Origin of the sequence: Allobosea sp. Tri-44 (assembly GCF_004123845.1) — a bacterium.
Classification (GTDB): domain Bacteria; phylum Pseudomonadota; class Alphaproteobacteria; order Rhizobiales; family Beijerinckiaceae; genus Allobosea.
Genome location: NZ_NBDP01000019.1, coordinates 434,424 through 452,383, shown reverse-complemented (window position 1 = coordinate 452,383; position 17,960 = coordinate 434,424). Strand labels below are relative to the sequence as shown.

The following is a 17,960-nucleotide window of genomic DNA, read 5'->3' as shown; positions in this document are numbered from 1 at the left end:
CATGCAGAAGAACGGTCCGGTCGCGCTCCTCTTCCACACCCTCGTCGTCGCCTTCGTGCTGGCGCCGCTGGTGGTGATCTGCCTCGTCGCCTTCACGCCGGAGAACACGCTGTCGATCCCGACCACCAGCTTCTCGCTGCGCTGGTTCCGCGAGATCTTCCGCCATCCCGACTTCGTCGCCTCCTTCGTCAACAGCTTGTGGCTGGCGACACTCGCCGCGACGCTTTCGGTCGCGATCTCGGTGCCGGCAGCGCTCGCCATCGACCGCTACGACTTCCCCGGCCGCGATGCGCTGAACGCACTCTTCCTCTCGCCGCTGATCATCCCGCATCTCGTGCTCGGCGTCGCCTTCCTGCGGCTCTTCGCGCTGATCGGCGCAACCGGCAGCTTCGGCTGGCTCGTCGCCTGCCATGTCGTGGTGATCACGCCCTATGTGCTGCGGCTGGTGATGGCGGCCTTCACCGGGCTCGACCGTTCGGCCGAGCAGGCGGCGATGACGCTGGGCGCCTCGCACTGGACGGTGTTCCGCCGCGTCACCGCGCCGATGATCCTGCCCGGCATCACCGGCGGCTGGCTGCTCGCCTTCATCAACAGCTTCGACGAGCTCACCATGTCGATCTTCGTGACGTCGCCGCAGACGGTGACCCTGCCGGTGCGCATGTACATGTACGCGACCGAATCGATCGACCCGATGATGGCCGCGGTCTCGGCGCTGATGATCGCGCTCACTGCCGCCGCCATGCTGGTGCTCGACCGCGCCTTCGGCCTCGACAAGATCCTGGTCGGGCAGAAGTGACATGCCGCTCCTGCATCGCCTCGTCCGTGCCGACCATCCCGCCATCCCGTTCACGCTGGACGGCGTCGCTTGCGAAGGTCGCACCGGCGACACCGTCCTGACCGCGATCCTCACTCACGCCGATCGACTGCGCCTGTCAGAGTTCTCAGCCTCGCCGCGCGCCGGCTTCTGCCAGATGGGCGCCTGCCAGGATTGCTGGATCGTGCTCGAGAGCGGCGAGCGCCTGCGCGCCTGCTCAACTTCTTTGACCGCCGGCATGAGCATCGTCACTCGCCGCGCGAGGGCGGCATGACCGGGGTGTCGACCAGCGAGCGCCCGCAGCCTCTGATCGTCGGCGCCGGCCCTGCCGGCATCCGCGCTGCGCAGGCGCTGGTCAAAGCCGGCCTGCGCCCGCTCGTGGTCGACGAGGCGCCTTCCTGCGGTGGCCAGATCTATCGCCAGCGCCTCGTCTCGGACGGACGCTCCACCCGTGACCTCTACGGCTCGGAAGCGCCGAAGGCCGAAGCGCTGCATCGCGATTTCGCCGCGCTCGACGGCAAGCTCGACTATTGGCCGCAGGCACTGCTCTGGAACCTGCGCGACGGCCGCGCCGACATCATGATCGAGGGCACCAGCCGGCAGGTCGCCTATGACGGCCTCCTGCTCGCGACCGGCGCGACCGACCGCACCTTGCCGCTACCCGGTTGGACGCTGCCCGGCGTCTTCACTCTGGGCGGTGCCCAGATCGCGCTGAAGAGCCAGGGCTGCGCCATCGGCAGCAAGGTCGTCTTCCTCGGCTCCGGTCCGCTGCTCTATCTCGTCGCCTGGCAGTACATGAAGGCCGGCGCCAGGGTCGCAGCCGTGCTCGACACGGCGCCCTTCGCCGCAAAGTTCAACCTGCTGCGCGGCCTGCCGCTGTTCCCAGGAATCGTGCTGCGCGGCATGCGGATGACCGCCGAGTTGAAGCTGGCCGGCATCGCGCTGCATTACGGCGTCGGTGATGTCCGCATCGAGGGCGCAAGCACGGTCGCGGCCATCGCCTGGCGCCAGGACGGCATGGAGCACCGCCTCGCCTGCGACGGCATCGGCTACGGTCTTGCCCTGCGCTCCGAGACGCAAGCCGCCGATCTCGCCGGCTGCCGCTTCGCCTTCAATACCCGCGATCGCGCCGCCCTGCCCGAGCGCGACGCGGCGGGCCGTACCAGCGTACCCGGTGTCTACATCGCCGGCGACGGCGCCGGCATCGCCGGGGCGGACGCCGCCGAGCGCGCTGGCGAGCGCGCCGCGCTAGCCCTCTTGCAGGATCGCGGCCTGCCCCATGACGCCGCCCGCGCCGCGACTCTGGAGGCAGAGCTTGCCAGCATCGGCCGCTTCCGCGACGTGCTCGAAGCCGCCTTCCCGTTCCCGGCGCACTGGGCGCGCGACATCGCCGATGCGACGACTCTCTGCCGCTGCGAGGAGATCACTGCCGGCGAGATCCGCGCCGCCATCGGCCGCTTCGGCGTGCACGAGCTCAACCGGCTGAAGGCGGTGAGCCGCGTCGGCATGGGCCGCTGCCAGGGCCGCGTCTGCGGCGCCGCCGCGGCCGAACTGCTCGCGCACGAAACGGGTCGCGGCATCGAGGCCATCGGCCGTTTGCGCAGCCAGGCACCGGTCAAGCCGGTGCCGCTGACGCTTGCGCTCAGCGCGCAGCAGCAGGAGGCGGCGGAATGAGCCAACGCCTCTCCGTCGACGTCGCGATCATCGGCGGCGGCCTCGTCGGCTCCTCGGCCGCGCTGGCGCTGCGCGGCATGGGCTTTTCGGTCGCCTTGCTCGACAAGGGCTATTGCGGCGCGCAGGCCTCGGGCGTGAACTATGGCGGCGTCCGCCGCCAGGGCCGCCCGGTCGAGCAATTGCCGCTGTCGCAGCGGGCGCACGCGGTCTGGCCGCGCCTCAGGGCGCTGATCGGCATCGACGGCGAGTTCCTGCGTTCCGGCCATCTCAAACTCGCCCGCAACGAAGACGACATGGCCTCGCTCGAAACCTATGCGGAAGCTGTCGCCGAGGAGGGCCTCGGCCTCGAGCTGATCGGCCATAACGGCCTGCGCGAGCGCTTCGGCTGGATCGGCGACGGTGTCGTCGGCGCCTGCTTCTGCGCCGGCGACGGCCACGCCAATCCGCGCCTGGTCTCGACCGGCTTTGCCGCCGCGGCGCGCCGGGCCGGCGTCGAGGTGCTGGAGAACACCGCGGTCGAGGGCGTGACCCGCGACGGCGAGGGCTTCGCGCTGGAAGCGGCCGGCAACCTCACGCTCCGGTCCCGCTTCGTCGTCAACAGCGCTGGCGCTTGGGCCGCCCCCTTCGCCGAGAGCTTCGGCGAGCCGGCGCCGCTCTCGCGCATCTACCCCTCCATGGTCGTCACCGAACCGATGGAGCAGGTGATGTCGGTCAATATCGGCATGGAAGGTGGCGGCATCTATGCCCGCCAGGTCGAGCGCGGCAATGTCGTGGTCGGCGGCGAGCGGGCCCTGCCCTTGGCCGACCCCGACTTCTCGCGACCGCGCGGCGACGGCGCGATCGCGATCATGAACAACGCCGCCGCACTGTTCCCGGGCCTGCGCCATGCCCAGGCGATCCGCTTCTGGAGCGGCACCGAAGGCGCCATGCCGGACAGGAACCCGGTGATAGGCCCGAGCCTGACCACGCCCGGACTGATCCACGCCTTCGGCTTCACCGGAGCTGGCTTCCAGATAGCGCCCGGCGTCGGCGAGGTGCTCGCCGAGCTCGTCCGCGACGGCGAAACGCAGACGCCGATCGCGGCCTTCTCGATCGGCCGCTTCAGAGAGATTTCCGCCCGCACCGACGCTGGCTCGGGTGCGGGGCAGAACCAAGAGCCGCAGCACTAAAGGGGAGATCAGACAATGACCAGCTATCGCAGCATCCTGTCAGCCGGCGTCGCCATTGTGGCACTCGCAGCCGCCGGCAGCGCCTTCGCCCAGTCGAAGACGCTTTATGTCGGCATGAACGGCGGCAATTTCGAGAAGACCTTCACCCAAGCCGTCTTCCCGGATTTCGAGAAGGCCAACGACGTCAAGGTCGTGGTCGTGCCCGGCACCTCCTCGGACATCCTCGCCAAGGCGACCGCGGCCAAGGACAAGCCGCAGATGCATGTGATGTTCCTCGACGATGGCGTCATGGTCCGCGCCATCGGCGCCGGCCTCTGCGAGAAGACGAAGCCCGGCCCGGAGCTCGCCGATCTCGCCCCCGGCACGCGCATGAAGGACGACATGGCTGTTGGCATCGACCTCGGCATGACCGGGCTCGGCTACAACAAGAAGCTGTTCGACGAGAAGGGCTGGCCGGCACCGACCTCGTGGATGGACCTCGCCGACCCCAAGTACAAGGGCAAGGTCGTGTTCCAGTCGGCCTCGGCCTCCTCCTTCGGCCTGCACGCCTTCCTGATGTTCAACCGCATCCAGGGCGGCACCGAGGCCAATGTCGAGCCGGGCTTCAGCAAGTTCCGCGACACGATCGGCAAGAACGTGCTCGAATTCATCCCGAGCTCGGCCAAGATCGCCGAGATGGCGCAAACCGGCGAGGCCGCGATCTTCCCGCTGACGCCGACCGGCATCTCGACCCTGAAGGACAAGGGCATCGCCGTCGAATACGCCCAGCCCAAGGAAGGCTCGGTCGTGCTGATGGTGGCCCAATGTGTCATCGCCAACAATTCCGAGCCGGAGCTGGCGCAGAAGCTTGCCGCCTACCTGCTCTCGGCCGAGGCGCAGTCCAAGGCGCTGACCGCGGGCAACATCGTGCCCTCGAACACCAAGGCCAAGGCCTCGACGCCGGAGGCCGAGAAGAAGCTGGAAGCCTTCCATGCCAACATGAAGACCGCCGTCACGCTCGACTGGGACCAGATCAACGCCAAGCGGCCGGAGTGGAACAGCCGCTGGAACAAGATGATCGAGCGCTGAGCCTTATCCGAGCCATCGACACCGCCGTGGCAGCGCGGCGGTGTCCTCATAAACACACCGTCATTCCGGAGCATTGCACAGCAATGAGCCCCGAACCCATGAACACCGAATGGTGGGAAGAAGCGCTGACGCCACAGCGCCCTGTCCTCAGTCTCAGTGTTCATGGGTTCCGGGCCCTTCGCTGCGCGAAGTCCCGGAAAGACGGCGCCATGAGGAATCGATCGCGTTTGACAGAAGGCGCGTCGCCGCTACATTCCTGCAATCGATTACATCGCCGATGAGGCGGTTGCGAGCTCCGGCAAGGAGCCATCCTGTCGGGAGGGTCGCCATGAAGACCATGAAGGGGCCTGGGCTCTTTCTCGCCCAGTTCGCCGGCGACGAGGCTCCGTTCAGCTCGCTCGATGCGATCGGCCGCTGGGCTGCCTCGCTTGGCTACAAGGGTGTGCAGATCCCGAGTTGGGATACGAGGTTGTTCGACCTCGCCAAAGCAGCCGAGTCCGACACCTATTGCGACGAGGTCAAGGGCACGCTCGCTCAATATGGCCTGTCGATCACCGAGCTCTCGACCCATCTCCAGGGCCAGCTCGTCGCCGTCCACCCCGCCTTCGACGAGGCTTTCGACGGCTTCGCCGTGCCTTCCGTGCGCGGCAATCCGAAGGCCCGGCAGGAGTGGGCGGTCGAGCAGATGAAGCTTGGAGCGAAAGCCTCGCGCCGGCTTGGCCTCACCGCCAATGTCAGCTTCACCGGCGCGCTCGCCTGGCCCTTCGTCTACCCTTGGCCGCAGCGCCCGGCGGGGCTGGTCGAGACCGCCTTCGCCGAACTCGGCAAGCGCTGGCGCCCGATCCTCGACGCCTTCGACGAGGCCGGCGTCGATCTCTGCTACGAGATCCATCCGGGCGAGGACGTCCATGACGGGGCGACCTTCGAGCGCTTCGTCGATGCCGTCGGCGGCCATGCCCGAGCCTGCATCAACTACGACCCCAGCCATTTCCTGCTGCAGCAGCTCGACTATCTCGCCTTCATCGATATCTACCATGAGCGCATCAAGGCCTGCCATGTGAAGGATGCCGAGTTCAATCCGAACGGTCGTGTCGGCGTCTATGGCGGCTACGAGCCCTGGATCGACCGGGCCGGCCGCTTCCGCTCGCTCGGCGACGGCCAGGTCGATTTCGGCGGTATCTTCTCCAAGCTGGCGCAGTACGATTACGACTCCTGGGCCGTGCTCGAATGGGAATGCGCCCTGAAACATCCCGAAGACGGCGCGCGAGAGGGGGCGGAGTTCATCGCCGCCCACATCATCCGGGTGACCGAGCGCGCCTTCGACGATTTTGCCGCCGGCGGTACCGATGAGGCCGCCAATCGGCGCATGCTCGGGCTCGACCGCTGAGGGAATTGTCATGGCAATCGAGGCCTCGACCGCGCCGAAGCTCAATCGCCGCCTGCGCCTCGGTATGGTCGGTGGCGGGCGCGGCGCCTTCATCGGTGCGGTGCATCGCATCGCCGCCCGCCTCGACGACCGCTGGCAGCTTACCGCCGGCGCGCTATCGTCAGATCCGGAACGCGGGCGGCTCTCGGGCGAGGACCTGCTGCTCGATCCCGCCCGGGTCTATGCCGACGCCAGCGAGATGGCGAAGCGGGAGAAGCGCCGCAAGGACGGCATCGACGCGGTCGCGATCGTCACGCCGAACCATGCCCATGCGCCCGCAGCCAAGGCTTTCCTCAAGGCCGGCATCCATGTGATCTGCGACAAGCCGCTGACCACCAGCCTGCGCGAGGCGGAAGCGCTCGCCAAGCTCGCACGGGACAGCGGCCTGATCTTCGCGGTCACCCACAACTACACCGGCTATCCGCTGGTCCGGCAGGCTCGCGCCATGGTCGCGGAGGGCACGCTTGGAAAGCTGCGTGTCGTCCAGGTCGAGTACGTGCAGGACTGGCTCGCGACGCGGCTCGAGGACAGCGGGCAGAAGCAAGCGGAGTGGCGAACCGACCCCACCCGTTCAGGTCCGGCCGGCGCGATCGGCGATATCGGCAGCCACGCCTTCAACCTCGCCGAGTTCATCGCCGGCGACGAGATCGAGGCGCTCGCGGCCGAAACCCATGTCTTCGTCGAAGGCCGCCGGCTCGATGACAACGCCCATATGCTGCTGCGCTTCAAGGGTGGTGCACGCGGCATGCTCTGGTGCAGCCAGGTCGCGGCCGGCCAGGAGAACGGTTTGCGCATCCGCCTCTATGGCGAGAAGGGCGGGCTCGAATGGCAGCAGGAGAATCCAAACCTGCTGGTCCATTCCCCGCTGGGCGAGCCGCCGCGCCTGATCCGGCGCAATGGCGCGGGCGCCTACCCGGTCGCCAATGCCGCCTCGCGCGTGCCCGGCGGCCATCCAGAAGGCTATCTCGAAGGCTTCGCGCAGCTCTACGTCGACATCGCCGAGCAGATCGCGGCCCGGATCGAGGGACGTGAGCCCACTCCCTTCTCGACACTCGTACCGACCATCGCCGATGGCGTCCGTGGTGTCCGCTTCATCGAGGCAGCCGTGCGCTCTTCCGCCAAGGGGGCGCGCTGGCAGCCACTCTGAAGCTGCCGACCCGGCTTGTCCTCCTCGCCATCAGCGCGGCATAAGCAGCGCCAACGACAGGGAGGACACACGCCATGGAATTCCGCCCCGATATCGGCCAGCTCTCGCCGACCGTGCGCGAGCATCTGGCGCCCGCCAACCTGCTGCGCGCCGGCATCAACCTCTCGAATTTCCTGCTGGTTTCCAGCCGCGGCCCGCAGGGTGAGCCGCAAGGTGTCTCGCCCGACATGGCCCGCGCCCTCGCCGACCATCTCGGCACCGGCTTGCGCTATGTCCCTTATGAAAACCCCGGCCTGCTCGCCGATGCCGCGCCATGCGACGAGTGGGATGTCGGCCTGATCGGCGCCGAGCCGCAGCGGGCCGAGGCGATCAGCTTCACGCCGGCCTATGCCGAGATCGAGGCGACCTACCTCGTCCGCGACACCTCGCCGCTGCGCGGGATCGGCGATGTCGACGCAGAAGGCGTCCGCATCGCCGTCAGCGGCCGTGCCGCCTATGGGCTCTGGCTCGATCGCAACATTCGCAAGGCCGAGCTCATCCGCTCCGGCACGCTCGACGATTCCGCTGATGATTTCATTGCCAGGGAACTCGATGCGTTGGCGGGCTTGCGACCGCGCTTGTTGAAGGATGTCGCGGCGATCCCCGGCACACGCATCCTCGACGGCCATTTCATGACCGTGCAGCAGGCGATTGGCGTGCCCAAGGCCAAAGCCGAGGCGGCGGACTATCTCGCCAGGTTCGTCGCCGCGGCGAAGGAATCGGGCTTCGTGGCGGCGCTGATCACAAAGCACGGCGTGCAGGGACTGAGCGTCGCGCCCTGACCCTCAGCCCACCGTCCCGTCCGTTCCGGCCCCGCAGACCAGCGCGCAGACCTTGCTGCCCGGCGCCGGCACGAAGCGCTTCGCCTGCAGGGCCGCAACCGCCGCCGCGCCCGAGAGGTCGGCGGCGATGCCGAACTCGAACCAGAGCGACTGCGCCGCCTGTTCCATCTCCTCGTCGCTAACCAGCACGATCTCGTCGACATTGCGCGCGACGGCCTCATAGATCGCCTGGTCGGTGCGCCGGCACGACATGGTCGCGACCTTCGTCTCGAGCTTGTCGAGGGTGATCAGTTTGCCGGCTTCCAGGCAGGCATGCAGCGTCGGCGAGCCATGGGGCTCGACGCCGATGATGCGCGTCTGCGGCCGCAGCGCCTTCACCGCGGTGGACAGGCCGGTGATCAGGCCGCCGCCACCGATCGCGACGAGGATGACGTCGACATCGGGAATCTCGTCGAGGATATCGAGGCCGAGCGTGCCCTGGCCAGCGACCACCACGGGATCGCTGAACGGATGGGCATAGGTCGCGCCCGTCTCCTCGGCATAGGCGAGCGCAGCTTCGTTGGCATCGTCCCAGATCGCGCCGATGATCTCGACATCGGCTCCCCAGCGCTTCAGCTTGGCGACCTTGTCCGCGACGACGTTGGATGGCAGGAAGATCTTGGCCCTGACGCCGAGCACATGCGCCGAGCGGGCGATGGCGAGGCCGTGATTGCCGCCGGAAGCCGTGACGACGCCGCGCTTGAGCGCGTCTTCCGAGAGCGTCAGCAACCGGTTCATCGCGCCCCGCGCCTTGAATGAGCCGGCCGCCTGCAGCAATTCGAGCTTCAGCGTCACTGTGCCGCCGAATTCCTCGCGCGAGCTGAGCTGGGCATAGGGCAGGATCGGCGTCTTGCGGATATGCGGCGCGATCCGCCAGCGCGCTGCGCGGACGTCGTCGAGACCGATCACGACAACACCCCGCGATAGGGCGACGCCACGATCAGGCAGCAATTGCCCGGCCGGACCCGGCCCGGCTGGCGCCGGCCATAGAGGATGCCGTCGGCAGCGTAATGCAGCGTCTCCGGCGGGCGGGTCGGGTCCCAGGTGCAATGGATCCGCCCGGCCGGCTGGCCGGCGCTGACGGTCTCGCCATTGGCATGGAACGGCTCGAAGACGCCGTCCGCGGTGGCGTAGACGTAAGCGGTGGTTCCCGGCAGCTCGAGCACCTGCCCGCCGCCGCTGCGCGGCTCCGGCTTGTCGCGCCTGACGATGCCGAGATGATCGAGCACATTGGCGACGCCGCGCCGGCAGATTCTGAGCGCGTCCAGCGAGACCGTGCCGGCGCCCGCCATCTCGGTACCGACCGTGACGAGCCCCTGCCGGCAGGCAGTCGCGGTTGCAGTGCGCGGTTCGCCGAGATTGGAGATCACCACTGTCATCGGCGCGTCGAAGGCCTGCACGGCCGCGACATTGCGCTTGTGCAGCTGGGGATCATCGGTCGGCTCGACGATCGCGCTCGGGATGATGTCGAGCGAGGACCCGCCGGAGTGCAGGTCGAGGAAGGCATCGCCGAGCGGCAGGATATGGTCGCTAACGAAAGCCGAGATCTGCTGGGTGATGGTGCCGCGTGGATCGCCCGGGAAGGTCCTGTTGAAATTGAGCCCGTCGACCGTCGAGGTGCGCTGGCCGGCAATGACGGCGTGGACATTGTTCGCCGGCATCAGGATGAGCCGGCCTTGCACCCGGCCGGGATCGAGGTCGCGGATCAGGTCGCAGATCGTGATCGGCCCTTCGTATTCGTCGCCATGATTGCCGCCTTCGAGGATCGCGGTCGGGCCTGAGCCGTTCTTGATGATCGCAATCGGAATGCGCGTCGCGCCCCAGGCGTCGTCATGCGGCGAATGCGGGATCATCAGGAAGCCGACCTGCTTGCCGTCCTTCTCCGGATCGACGGTGAGGAAGGCGCTGGATGGGCGCGGGGTGGGCTTTTGGCGGGGGCTGGTCATGGCGGGGGGCTCGGGAAGAAGCAGGGCTCGGGATGTCAGGCACGAGCACGGGGAACCCTCTCCCGGAGGGAGAGGGCAGGGTGAGGGGTAGGCGGCCAGACCAGTGGGACGTCGCGCTCACCGCGCGGTCGGGTTCAGGCCAACGTTTCCAGTCCGAACACCTCACCGCTGCCCCTCTCCTTCCAGGAGAGGGGTTCCCCGCCTTGGCAGGGAAAGCGTTGCGCCGCCTTACAGCGTCGGCAGCGGATCCATCGGCATGTCCAGGTACTTCTTGTGCAGCCGGTCGAGCTCGCCGTTCATCGAGTTGAAGAAGATGAAGCCGTCGAGCCAGCGCACCAGATTATGCTGGTCCATCTGCACGCCCATATGCGCCGGGCTGCGCCGGATGACGAACTTGCGCTCGAACTCCTTGCTCGGGTTCTGCTTGGCGAGCGCCTGAGCGACGATCGAGTTGGTCGCGAGCAGGTCGGCCTGGCCGGTGATGTAGGCTGCGGCCGCTGTCGCATCGTCCTCGGTGCGCATGATGCTCGCCTTCGGCGCCGTCGCGGTGATGGCGAGCTCCTGTGTCGTGCCCTTGGCGGCGGCGACACGGTTGGAGCCGATCGTTTCCGGGCTGGTGACAGTGGCCGATTTCGCGCCGTAGACGGCGAGGAAGGTGTTGGCATAGGGCGCTGTGAACTGGATCTGCCGGGCACGCTCGGGCGTCAGCCCCATCACCGAGATGACGATGTCGACCTTGTCGGTCAGCAGGAACGGGATGCGGTTGGCGCCGGTGATCTGCTGCATCTCCAGCTTCACACCGAGCCCCTTGGCGACCATCTCGGCGAACTCGATGTCGAAGCCTACCGCGTTGCGGTTGGCGTCCTGCGAGCCGAAAGGCGGTGCGTCAAGCGGCACGCCGATGCGCACCACGCCCTTGGACAGGATATCCTGGAGCTTGTCGGCCCTGGCCTCGACCGCTCCAAACGCAGCAATCGCCATCGCCGCCAGGCCTGCTAGAAATGAACGGCCTGCAAACAGTTTACGCATCATTCTCTCCCCTCGTTGACCCGTTACCGGAACTGATTGTCCTGCCTCAGTGCAGAACCGCGCTGAGGAAGGTCTTGAGCTCGGGCGTCTTTGGCCCGGCGAGCACCGCCGCGGCCTGGCCTTCTTCGTGGATGCGGCCCTCGTGCATGAAGACGACACGCGAGCCGAACCTGCGGGCAAAACCCATTTCGTGGGTGACGAGGATCATGGTCATGCCCTCCTGCGCCACGGATTCGAGCACTTTCAGCACCTCGCCGGTGAGCTCAGGATCGAGCGCCGAGGTCACCTCGTCGAACAGCATCAGCTTTGGCCGCATGGCCAGCGAACGGGCGATCGCGACGCGCTGCTGCTGGCCGCCGGACAGCTGCGAGGGATAGGCGTCGAGCTTGTCCTCCAGCCCGACGCGGGCCAGCACCTCGCGGGCGACCGCGCGCGCCTCGTCCGGCCGCTGCTTCTTCACGACGCGCGGGGCGAGCGTGATGTTGTCGGCGACCGAGAGATGCGGGAACAGGTTGAAGCTCTGGAAGACGATGCCGACCTCCTGCCGGAGCTTGCGCAGATCGGTCGCCGGGTCGTTGACCTTGACGCCGTCGACGCTGATCGTGCCGGCCTGCACCGGCTCCAGCCCGTTGACGCAGCGCAACAGCGTGCTCTTTCCCGAGCCCGAGCGGCCGATCACGGCGACCACCTCGCCTTTCTCGACGTTCAGCGAAACGCCCTTCAGCACCTGGTTGGTGCCATAGCTCTTGCTGACGTCCCGGATTTCAACGAGCGACATCGAGCTTCCGCTCGAGCGAGCGGCTCCATTGCGTGAGGGGGAAACACATCGCGAAGTAGATGCAGGCGACGGTGATGTAGACGGCGAAGGGCTTGTAGGTGCCGGCGGCGGTGAGCTGGCCCTCGCGGGTGAGCTCGACGAAGCCGATCACCGCCGCGAGCGAGGTGTTCTTGATCAGCTGGACGAGGAAACCGACCGTCGGCGGGATCGCGATCCTGATCGATTGCGGGATGATGACGTAGCGCAGCTGCTCGGTCAGCGAGAGCCCGAGCGAGGCCCCCGCTTCCCATTGCGTCCTGGCGATCGAGGTCAGCGCTCCCCGCCAGATCTCGCCGAGGAAGGCCGAGCCATAGACCGAGAAGGCGACGGCGGCGGCGATCCAGGGATTGACCGAGATTCCGGCGAGCGGCAGGCCGAAGAAGATCAGAAACAGCCAGACCAGCAGCGGCGTGCCCTGGACCAGCTGGATATAGGTCGCCGAGAACCAGCGCAGCGGCGCGATCGGCAGGATGCGCAGGATCGCCAGTGCAAGGCCGAGCACCGCCGAGCCGGCGAAGGCGACTACGGTCAACGCGATCGTCCAGCGCGCCGCCGCGATCAGGTACATCACATCGATGAGGCCGAATTCCCGGATCATCGCACGAACACCGAACGGTAGATCAGGGCGAAGAGGCCGCGGAAGCCGATGGCGAGCGCGAGATAGAGCACCCCGATCACCGTATAGACCTCGAAATCCCGGAAGGTGCGCGACTGCACGATCGAGGCGGCATGGAACAGGTCCTGCACCGAGATCTGCGAGGCGACGCTGGTCGCAAGCATCAGCAGCACGAACTGGCTGGCGAGCGCCGGGAACATCGCCTTCAGCGCCGGAAAGACGATGATGTAGCGGAAGACCTGCAGGCCGGAGAGGCCCAGCGAATGGCCGGCCTCGACCTGCGCCTTCGGCACTGCCTCCAACCCGGCACGGACGATCTCGGTGGTGTAGGCGCCGAGATTGATGACGAGCGCGATCATTGCCGCCGTCAGCCCGTCGAGCCTGACGCCAAAGCTCGGCAGCCCGAAGAAGATCAGGAAGAGCTGCACCAGAAGCGGCGTGTTGCGGATGATCTCGACATAGGCGCCGATGATGCGACGCAGCCAGGTGGGGCCATAGGTCCGCCCCGCCGCGCAGAGGACGCCGATGACGAGCCCGCCGACCATCGCCGCGACCGAGAGCAGCAACGTGATCCAGACGCCTTCGAGAATGGACTCCCAGGCCGCAAAGACGTCGCGAAACTGGAGCCCGTACTTCATCGCCGTCAGCCCTTCAGGAGCTGCGGGCCATGGGCCCGCCGTCCGGATGCGCTGGACGGATGCAGCGGCGTTGCGGTCATGTTGCCCCCTCTTTACCCGAAGGCTAGTTTGGCTTCTTATTTGATGTCAAGCTTCACATATGAAACAGGCACGGCATGAGCGTTTTCCCTGACGCCGAGAATGACGAGAAGGCGGCCTATGCCGCGCCGGCCCTGGAGAAGGGGCTCGACATTCTCGAACTGCTCGCCGAGACCGGCGAGCCGCTCTCGACGCGCATCATCGCCGAGCGGCTGCAGCGCTCGAAGAGCGAGATCTTCCGCATGGTCTTCGTGCTGCAGCAGCGCGGCTATCTCGAGCGCGAGCCGGGAACCGACCGGCTCGGCCTGTCGCGCCGCCTGTTCGACCTCGGCATCAGGACACCGGGCGGCAAGCAACTCACCTCGGTCGTGCTGCCCTTGATGGAGCGCTTCAGCGAGGAGAGCGGCCAGGCCGCCCATCTTGTCGTGCTCAGCCGGGCACAGACCGTGGTGCTCGCCACAACCGCCGGCCATCTCGATGCCAGCGTCATCGTCCGCCCCGGCTATGGCCGCCCGGCGCTCGACGCCAATTCCGGCCTGCTGATCCTCGCCTTCCAGTCGGAGGCGCGCCGGCGCGGGCTGATGCGCGAGGCGCCGGCCGAGATCAGGCAGCGCCTCGACGAGCCGGAAACCCAGGCTGCGCTCACCGAAATCCGCACGCTCGGCCATCGCATCGCGGCGAGCCGCGACATCCTTGCCGTCACCGACATCGCCTGCCCCGTCATCGGGCCAGCCGGTCACGCCGAAGCGGCGATCCTGGTGCCCTGCTTGCAGCGCCACGGTGTCGAGACCGACGAGAATGCGATCCTGCTCGCGCTCAAGGCCTGCGCCGCCGAGGCGGGCCTGCGCCTGCCCTACGGCTAGGGCTCATCCGGAAAAACCGCCGTCTAACCCGGAAAACCCGCGCAATTGCCGCAGCGCCACCCGAAGCCGGCCATATACTCTCCAAGATTGCTCGCAATTTTGCGTCTAACCGCCGCAACCGCCACGGAGGAGGACGATATGGCCGAGACCGCGACGAACCCGCAGACCATCGTGATGACCGATCCGGAGTGGATCGCACTGGAGAGCATCAACGAGGAAACGCGCCGCTTCATCTTCGGTGAAACGATGTTGCGCCTGCTTCAAGGCCGTGGTCTGGCCGAGCCAGGCGATGAGGTCTGGAAGGTCACACCCCAAGGCCAGCAGGCGCTCGAAGCCCGCAGCAACTGATCCTCAAACCCAGTTTCACTTCATACACGTCGTCCCGGATCTCCTCATGATGGCCCGGGACGACTTCGTTCAAGGTCGTGTCCATAGACGGTTGCAAGCGCCCGCGGCGGAGCCCATCTCAACGGCACGCCAGCTCGCTCGCGCCTCCGGGACCTGACGCATGAAACGCCCCGTCACTATCACGATCTCGCATTCGCTCGGCCGCGAGGCGGCCCGCCAGCGGCTGCAGGGCGGCGTCGGCAAGGTCCGCGACAAGCTCGGCGGCTTCGGCATGCAGCTCGTCGAGGAGAGCTGGCAGGGCGACACGCTGCAATTCGGCGTCGCCGCACTCGGCCAGACTGTCAGCGGCAAGATCGAGGTCGAGGATGCGCTGGTGCGCGTCGAGGTGATGCTGCCCCTGATGCTCGCGATCTTCGCCGAGAAGCTCAAGCTCGGCGTCGAGAAACAGGCCCAGATCCTGCTCGAGCACAAGCCGACCAAGGCCTGACCTCGGCCGTTGCGCGCCATGCCGCAGCTGGCTTCACGACTTTTGCCTGCCATCGAAGGTTGAATTCGTCCGCGGCGATCCGCAAAGTCGCGACATCCCTTCCCGCCTGCCCACCGGAGACCCATGCATCACGGCCCATTGATCGCCATCATCGTCATGGGCCTCGGCCTCGCCTTCGTCTTCGGGGCGCTGGCGCAGAAGTTGAGGGTTTCCCCGCTCGTCGGCTATCTGCTTGCCGGCGTCGCGGTCGGCCCGTTCACTCCGGGTTTCGTCGCCGACCAGGGCCTCGCCAACGACCTCGCCGAAATCGGCGTCATCCTGCTGATGTTCGGCGTCGGCCTGCATTTTTCGTTGAAGGATCTGCTCTCGGTCCGGGCCATCGCTGTGCCGGGTGCGCTCGTCCAGATCGCTGCCGCGACATTGCTGGGCTTGGGTCTCGCACTGCTGCTCGGCTGGACGGTGATCGCCGGCCTCGTCTTCGGCCTGGCGCTTTCTGTCGCCAGTACCGTCGTGCTGTTGCGCACCTTGCAGGAGCGCCGCATCGTCCAGACCGAGAAGGGCAAGATCGCCGTCGGCTGGCTGATCGTCGAGGACCTCGCCATGGTCCTGGCACTCGTAATGATCCCGGCTGTTGCCGATGCGCTGAATGGTGGCACCGGCACAGCTCCTGGAAGCGGGCCGCTGGCGACGCGCTTCGATCTCGGGCTCTGGGGCGTGCTCGGCCTGACGCTCGCCAAGGTCGCCGCCTTCGTCGCCTTCATGCTGATCATCGGGCGTCGGTTGATCCCTTGGATCCTGCACTGGGTCGCCCATACCGGCTCGCGCGAGCTCTTCCGCCTCGCCGTGCTCGCGATCGCGCTCGGCGTCGCCTATCTCGCTGCCAGCCTGTTCGGTGTCTCCTTCGCGCTCGGCGCCTTCTTCGCCGGCATGATCCTGAGCGAATCGCCGCTCAGCCATCGCGCCGCCGAGGAATCTCTGCCGCTGCGCGACGCTTTCGCCGTATTGTTCTTCGTCTCGGTCGGCATGCTGTTCGATCCGGGCATCCTGCTGCGCTCGCCATTCCCGCTGATCGCCACCATCGCCATCATCCTGTTCGGCAAGACCCTGGCGGCCTGGCTGATCGTGCGCGCTTTCGGCAAGCCGGACTCCGTCGCGCTGACGATTTCGGCGAGCCTGGCCCAGATCGGCGAATTCTCCTTCATCCTCGCCGGGCTCGGTGTCTCGCTGAAGCTCCTGCCCGAGCAGGGCCGCGACCTGATCCTCGCCGGCGCGATCTTCTCGATCGTGCTCAACCCGCTGCTGTTCAAGCTGGTCGACCGCTTCGCCCCACCCGAACCAGCGCCAGCCAAGCCGAAGCCAGTCGAGGCAGCGCCTGTGCCCGCTCCGGAGGCCCCGGCTGCCGCACCGGAGCCGGAGCCTGCGCCTGCCCCCGAGCGCGATATCGCGCCGACTGCGCTCACCGACCATATCGTCGTCGTCGGCTATGGCCGCGTCGGCTCGTTGCTCGGCGCCGGCCTCTCGGCCTTGGGCGAGAAGCTGCTGGTGATCGAGGACCAGGATGATGGCATCGCCGCAGCCCGGCGCGACGGCGCCGAGGTGCTCGTCGGCAATGCCGCCGATCCGGAGGTGCTCGCCGCCGCCGGCCTCGCGCAAGCAAAGCGCCTCTTCGTCGCCATTCCCGGCAGCTTCGAAGCCGGCCAGGTCTGCGAGCAGGCGCGCAAGCAGAATCCAGGCCTGCCGATCATCGCCCGGGCGCATTCCGTCGCCGAGGTCGAGCATCTCAGGGAATGCGGCGCCAGCCGCACCATCATGGGCGAGGCCGAAATCGCCCGCGCCATGCTGGCGCTCTGCGGCAGGAAGGGCGAGGAGCCGGCCCCGACAGCGGCCTGAGCCCGGGCTAGCCGTCCTCGTCCATCAGCGGATGCAGGTCGCGCACCATGCTCTTCAGCCGCTCGTCGAGGATGTGGGTGTAGATCTGCGTTGTCGCGATATCGGCATGGCCGAGCAGCTCCTGCACGACGCGCAGATCGGCGCCGTTCTGCAGGAGATGGCTCGCGAAGGCGTGGCGCAGCACGTGCGGCGAGACCTTGGCCGGCGATAGCCCCGCCGCCGCGGCAAGCGATTTGAGATCGCGCCCGAAGGCCTGGCGGGTCAGGTGCCCGCTCTCGCCGTCGGAGGGAAAGAGCCAGCGTCCGTCCGCAGCGCCTTGCTCGCGCAACAGGGCGAGATGCACCGAGGCTGCAACGCGCGCCGCCTCGTTCAACGGCACCAGCCGGTCCTTGTCGCCCTTGCCGCGCACGACGAGAAAACGTTCGCGCGTGGTCGCGGCCGAGAGCGGTAGCGCGATCAATTCCGAAACGCGCAGGCCGGTGGCGTAGAGCATCTCGATCAGGCAGCGCATCCTGACGCTGCGGGCCCGCGCCGCCGGCGATTGCTCCGCCTGTTCCGCCATCTGCTGCGCCGTGCCGATCAGCCGGTCGACTTCGGCGACGCTGAGCACCTTCGGCAGCGGCCGGCCGAGCCGCGGTCCCTCGATCGCCGCGGTCGGATCGCCCCCCGCCAACCCCTCCGTGTAGAGGAAGCGGTGAAATTGCCGGACCGCAGAGAGCCGCCGCGCCGCCGAGGAGGCTTTGAGCCCGCGCTCCGACAGTTCGACGAGGTAAGCGCGGACATCGTCCGCCGTGATCGCGGCCGGCCCGCCCTGGCTCGCAGCGAAGCCGAGATAGTCGTCGAGATCGCGCTCATAGGCTTCGAGCGTGTTCTTGGCCGCGCCGCGCTCGGCCGCCAGCATATCGAGGAAACCGTTCAGCCAGGCGCGCGCCTGCTTGCTCATTTCTGCAGCTTCGAGGGCGGCACCACCTCGACCATCTCGCGCGGCTCCGGCTGCACGAAGGTGACCAGTGCGATCATGCCGCCATAGATCACCCCCGCGATCACCGCGAGAAACGTCAGGAACTTGAACAGCGTCGGCACGGCCGGC

General features: G+C 67.4%; 20 protein-coding genes. 12 read left to right on the top strand and 8 right to left on the bottom strand.

The features are described 5' to 3' along the window. The first annotated feature begins 1 nt into the window (after nucleotide 1). The 8 genes from B6S44_RS14415 to B6S44_RS14380 all read left to right on the top strand — a co-directional run bounded on the left by B6S44_RS14415 (nucleotide 2) and on the right by B6S44_RS14380 (nucleotide 8,119). Nucleotides 2-796, top strand: a complete 795-nt coding sequence (locus B6S44_RS14415) for an ABC transporter permease (RefSeq protein ID WP_129157563.1) — start codon at nucleotides 2-4, stop codon at nucleotides 794-796. Between the two features lies 1 nt (nucleotide 797). Continuing rightward, nucleotides 798-1,088: a (2Fe-2S)-binding protein gene (locus tag B6S44_RS14410; protein ID WP_129157562.1), complete on the top strand. Its 291-nt coding sequence runs from the start codon at nucleotides 798-800 to the stop codon at nucleotides 1,086-1,088. Next, nucleotides 1,085-2,488, top strand: coding sequence for an NAD(P)/FAD-dependent oxidoreductase (locus B6S44_RS14405; RefSeq protein WP_129157561.1), 1,404 nt, complete (start codon nucleotides 1,085-1,087; stop codon nucleotides 2,486-2,488). Before B6S44_RS14410 ends, B6S44_RS14405 begins: the two co-directional genes overlap by 4 nt. Further along, nucleotides 2,485-3,657 carry an NAD(P)/FAD-dependent oxidoreductase gene (locus B6S44_RS14400; protein WP_129157560.1) on the top strand — a complete coding sequence of 391 codons (1,173 nt, stop codon included), beginning with the start codon at nucleotides 2,485-2,487 and terminating at the stop codon, nucleotides 3,655-3,657. The genes B6S44_RS14405 and B6S44_RS14400 overlap by 4 nt, the downstream gene beginning before the upstream one ends. A gap of 15 nt (nucleotides 3,658-3,672) precedes the next feature. Then, the gene (locus tag B6S44_RS14395) at nucleotides 3,673-4,725 is read left to right on the top strand and encodes a polyamine ABC transporter substrate-binding protein (RefSeq protein WP_129157559.1); all 1,053 of its coding nucleotides are present in this window, start codon (nucleotides 3,673-3,675) and stop codon (nucleotides 4,723-4,725) included. Between the two features lie 328 nt (nucleotides 4,726-5,053). After that, the gene (locus tag B6S44_RS14390; RefSeq protein ID WP_129157558.1) at nucleotides 5,054-6,112 is read left to right on the top strand and encodes a sugar phosphate isomerase/epimerase family protein; all 1,059 of its coding nucleotides are present in this window, start codon (nucleotides 5,054-5,056) and stop codon (nucleotides 6,110-6,112) included. Between the two features lie 10 nt (nucleotides 6,113-6,122). Next, a complete protein-coding gene (locus tag B6S44_RS14385; protein ID WP_129157557.1) occupies nucleotides 6,123-7,298 on the top strand; it encodes a Gfo/Idh/MocA family protein in 1,176 nt (391 codons plus the stop codon). Nucleotides 7,299-7,372: 74 nt separating this feature from the next. Then, nucleotides 7,373-8,119, top strand: a complete 747-nt coding sequence (locus B6S44_RS14380; protein WP_129157556.1) for a transporter substrate-binding domain-containing protein — start codon at nucleotides 7,373-7,375, stop codon at nucleotides 8,117-8,119. 3 nt (nucleotides 8,120-8,122) lie between these two features. Here the strand turns inward: B6S44_RS14380 and B6S44_RS14375 are convergent, their stop codons facing one another. The 6 genes from B6S44_RS14375 to B6S44_RS14350 form a co-directional block, all read right to left on the bottom strand. Then, entirely contained in the window at nucleotides 8,123-9,067 is a 945-nt protein-coding gene (locus B6S44_RS14375) for a threonine ammonia-lyase (RefSeq protein WP_129157555.1), read from the bottom strand. Next, entirely contained in the window at nucleotides 9,064-10,104 is a 1,041-nt protein-coding gene (locus B6S44_RS14370) for a succinylglutamate desuccinylase/aspartoacylase family protein (protein WP_129157554.1), read from the bottom strand. Before B6S44_RS14370 ends, B6S44_RS14375 begins: the two co-directional genes overlap by 4 nt. A gap of 228 nt (nucleotides 10,105-10,332) precedes the next feature. Beyond that, nucleotides 10,333-11,085, bottom strand: coding sequence for a transporter substrate-binding domain-containing protein (locus B6S44_RS14365; protein ID WP_164985823.1), 753 nt, complete (start codon nucleotides 11,083-11,085; stop codon nucleotides 10,333-10,335). Between the two features lie 94 nt (nucleotides 11,086-11,179). Then, nucleotides 11,180-11,911: an amino acid ABC transporter ATP-binding protein gene (locus B6S44_RS14360; protein ID WP_129157552.1), complete on the bottom strand. Its 732-nt coding sequence runs from the start codon at nucleotides 11,909-11,911 to the stop codon at nucleotides 11,180-11,182. After that, a complete protein-coding gene (locus B6S44_RS14355) occupies nucleotides 11,898-12,548 on the bottom strand; it encodes an amino acid ABC transporter permease (protein ID WP_129157551.1) in 651 nt (216 codons plus the stop codon). The genes B6S44_RS14360 and B6S44_RS14355 overlap by 14 nt, the downstream gene beginning before the upstream one ends. Further along, nucleotides 12,545-13,204 (bottom strand): amino acid ABC transporter permease, encoded by a 660-nt coding sequence (locus B6S44_RS14350; protein WP_129157550.1) that lies wholly within the window; start codon nucleotides 13,202-13,204, stop codon nucleotides 12,545-12,547. Before B6S44_RS14350 ends, B6S44_RS14355 begins: the two co-directional genes overlap by 4 nt. A gap of 155 nt (nucleotides 13,205-13,359) precedes the next feature. Here B6S44_RS14350 and B6S44_RS14345 point away from each other — a divergent pair, with 155 nt between their 5' ends. The 4 genes from B6S44_RS14345 (at nucleotide 13,360) to B6S44_RS14330 (ending at nucleotide 16,870) form a co-directional block, all read left to right on the top strand. Beyond that, nucleotides 13,360-14,145, top strand: coding sequence for an IclR family transcriptional regulator (locus B6S44_RS14345; protein ID WP_129157549.1), 786 nt, complete (start codon nucleotides 13,360-13,362; stop codon nucleotides 14,143-14,145). Nucleotides 14,146-14,283: 138 nt separating this feature from the next. Next, nucleotides 14,284-14,493, top strand: a complete 210-nt coding sequence (locus B6S44_RS14340; RefSeq protein WP_129157548.1) for a hypothetical protein — start codon at nucleotides 14,284-14,286, stop codon at nucleotides 14,491-14,493. Nucleotides 14,494-14,653: 160 nt separating this feature from the next. Beyond that, nucleotides 14,654-14,980: a polyhydroxyalkanoic acid system family protein gene (locus B6S44_RS14335; RefSeq protein WP_129157547.1), complete on the top strand. Its 327-nt coding sequence runs from the start codon at nucleotides 14,654-14,656 to the stop codon at nucleotides 14,978-14,980. 123 nt (nucleotides 14,981-15,103) lie between these two features. Beyond that, on the top strand, nucleotides 15,104-16,870 hold the full coding sequence (locus tag B6S44_RS14330; protein ID WP_129157546.1) for a cation:proton antiporter domain-containing protein: 1,767 nt from the start codon (nucleotides 15,104-15,106) through the stop codon (nucleotides 16,868-16,870). A gap of 7 nt (nucleotides 16,871-16,877) precedes the next feature. Here B6S44_RS14330 and B6S44_RS14325 read toward each other — a convergent pair whose 3' ends face one another. Beyond that, a complete protein-coding gene (locus B6S44_RS14325; protein WP_129157545.1) occupies nucleotides 16,878-17,813 on the bottom strand; it encodes a site-specific tyrosine recombinase XerD in 936 nt (311 codons plus the stop codon). Then, nucleotides 17,810-17,953 carry a histidine kinase gene (locus tag B6S44_RS14320; RefSeq protein WP_129157544.1) on the bottom strand — a complete coding sequence of 48 codons (144 nt, stop codon included), beginning with the start codon at nucleotides 17,951-17,953 and terminating at the stop codon, nucleotides 17,810-17,812. The genes B6S44_RS14325 and B6S44_RS14320 overlap by 4 nt, the downstream gene beginning before the upstream one ends. Nucleotides 17,954-17,960 lie beyond the last annotated feature (7 nt).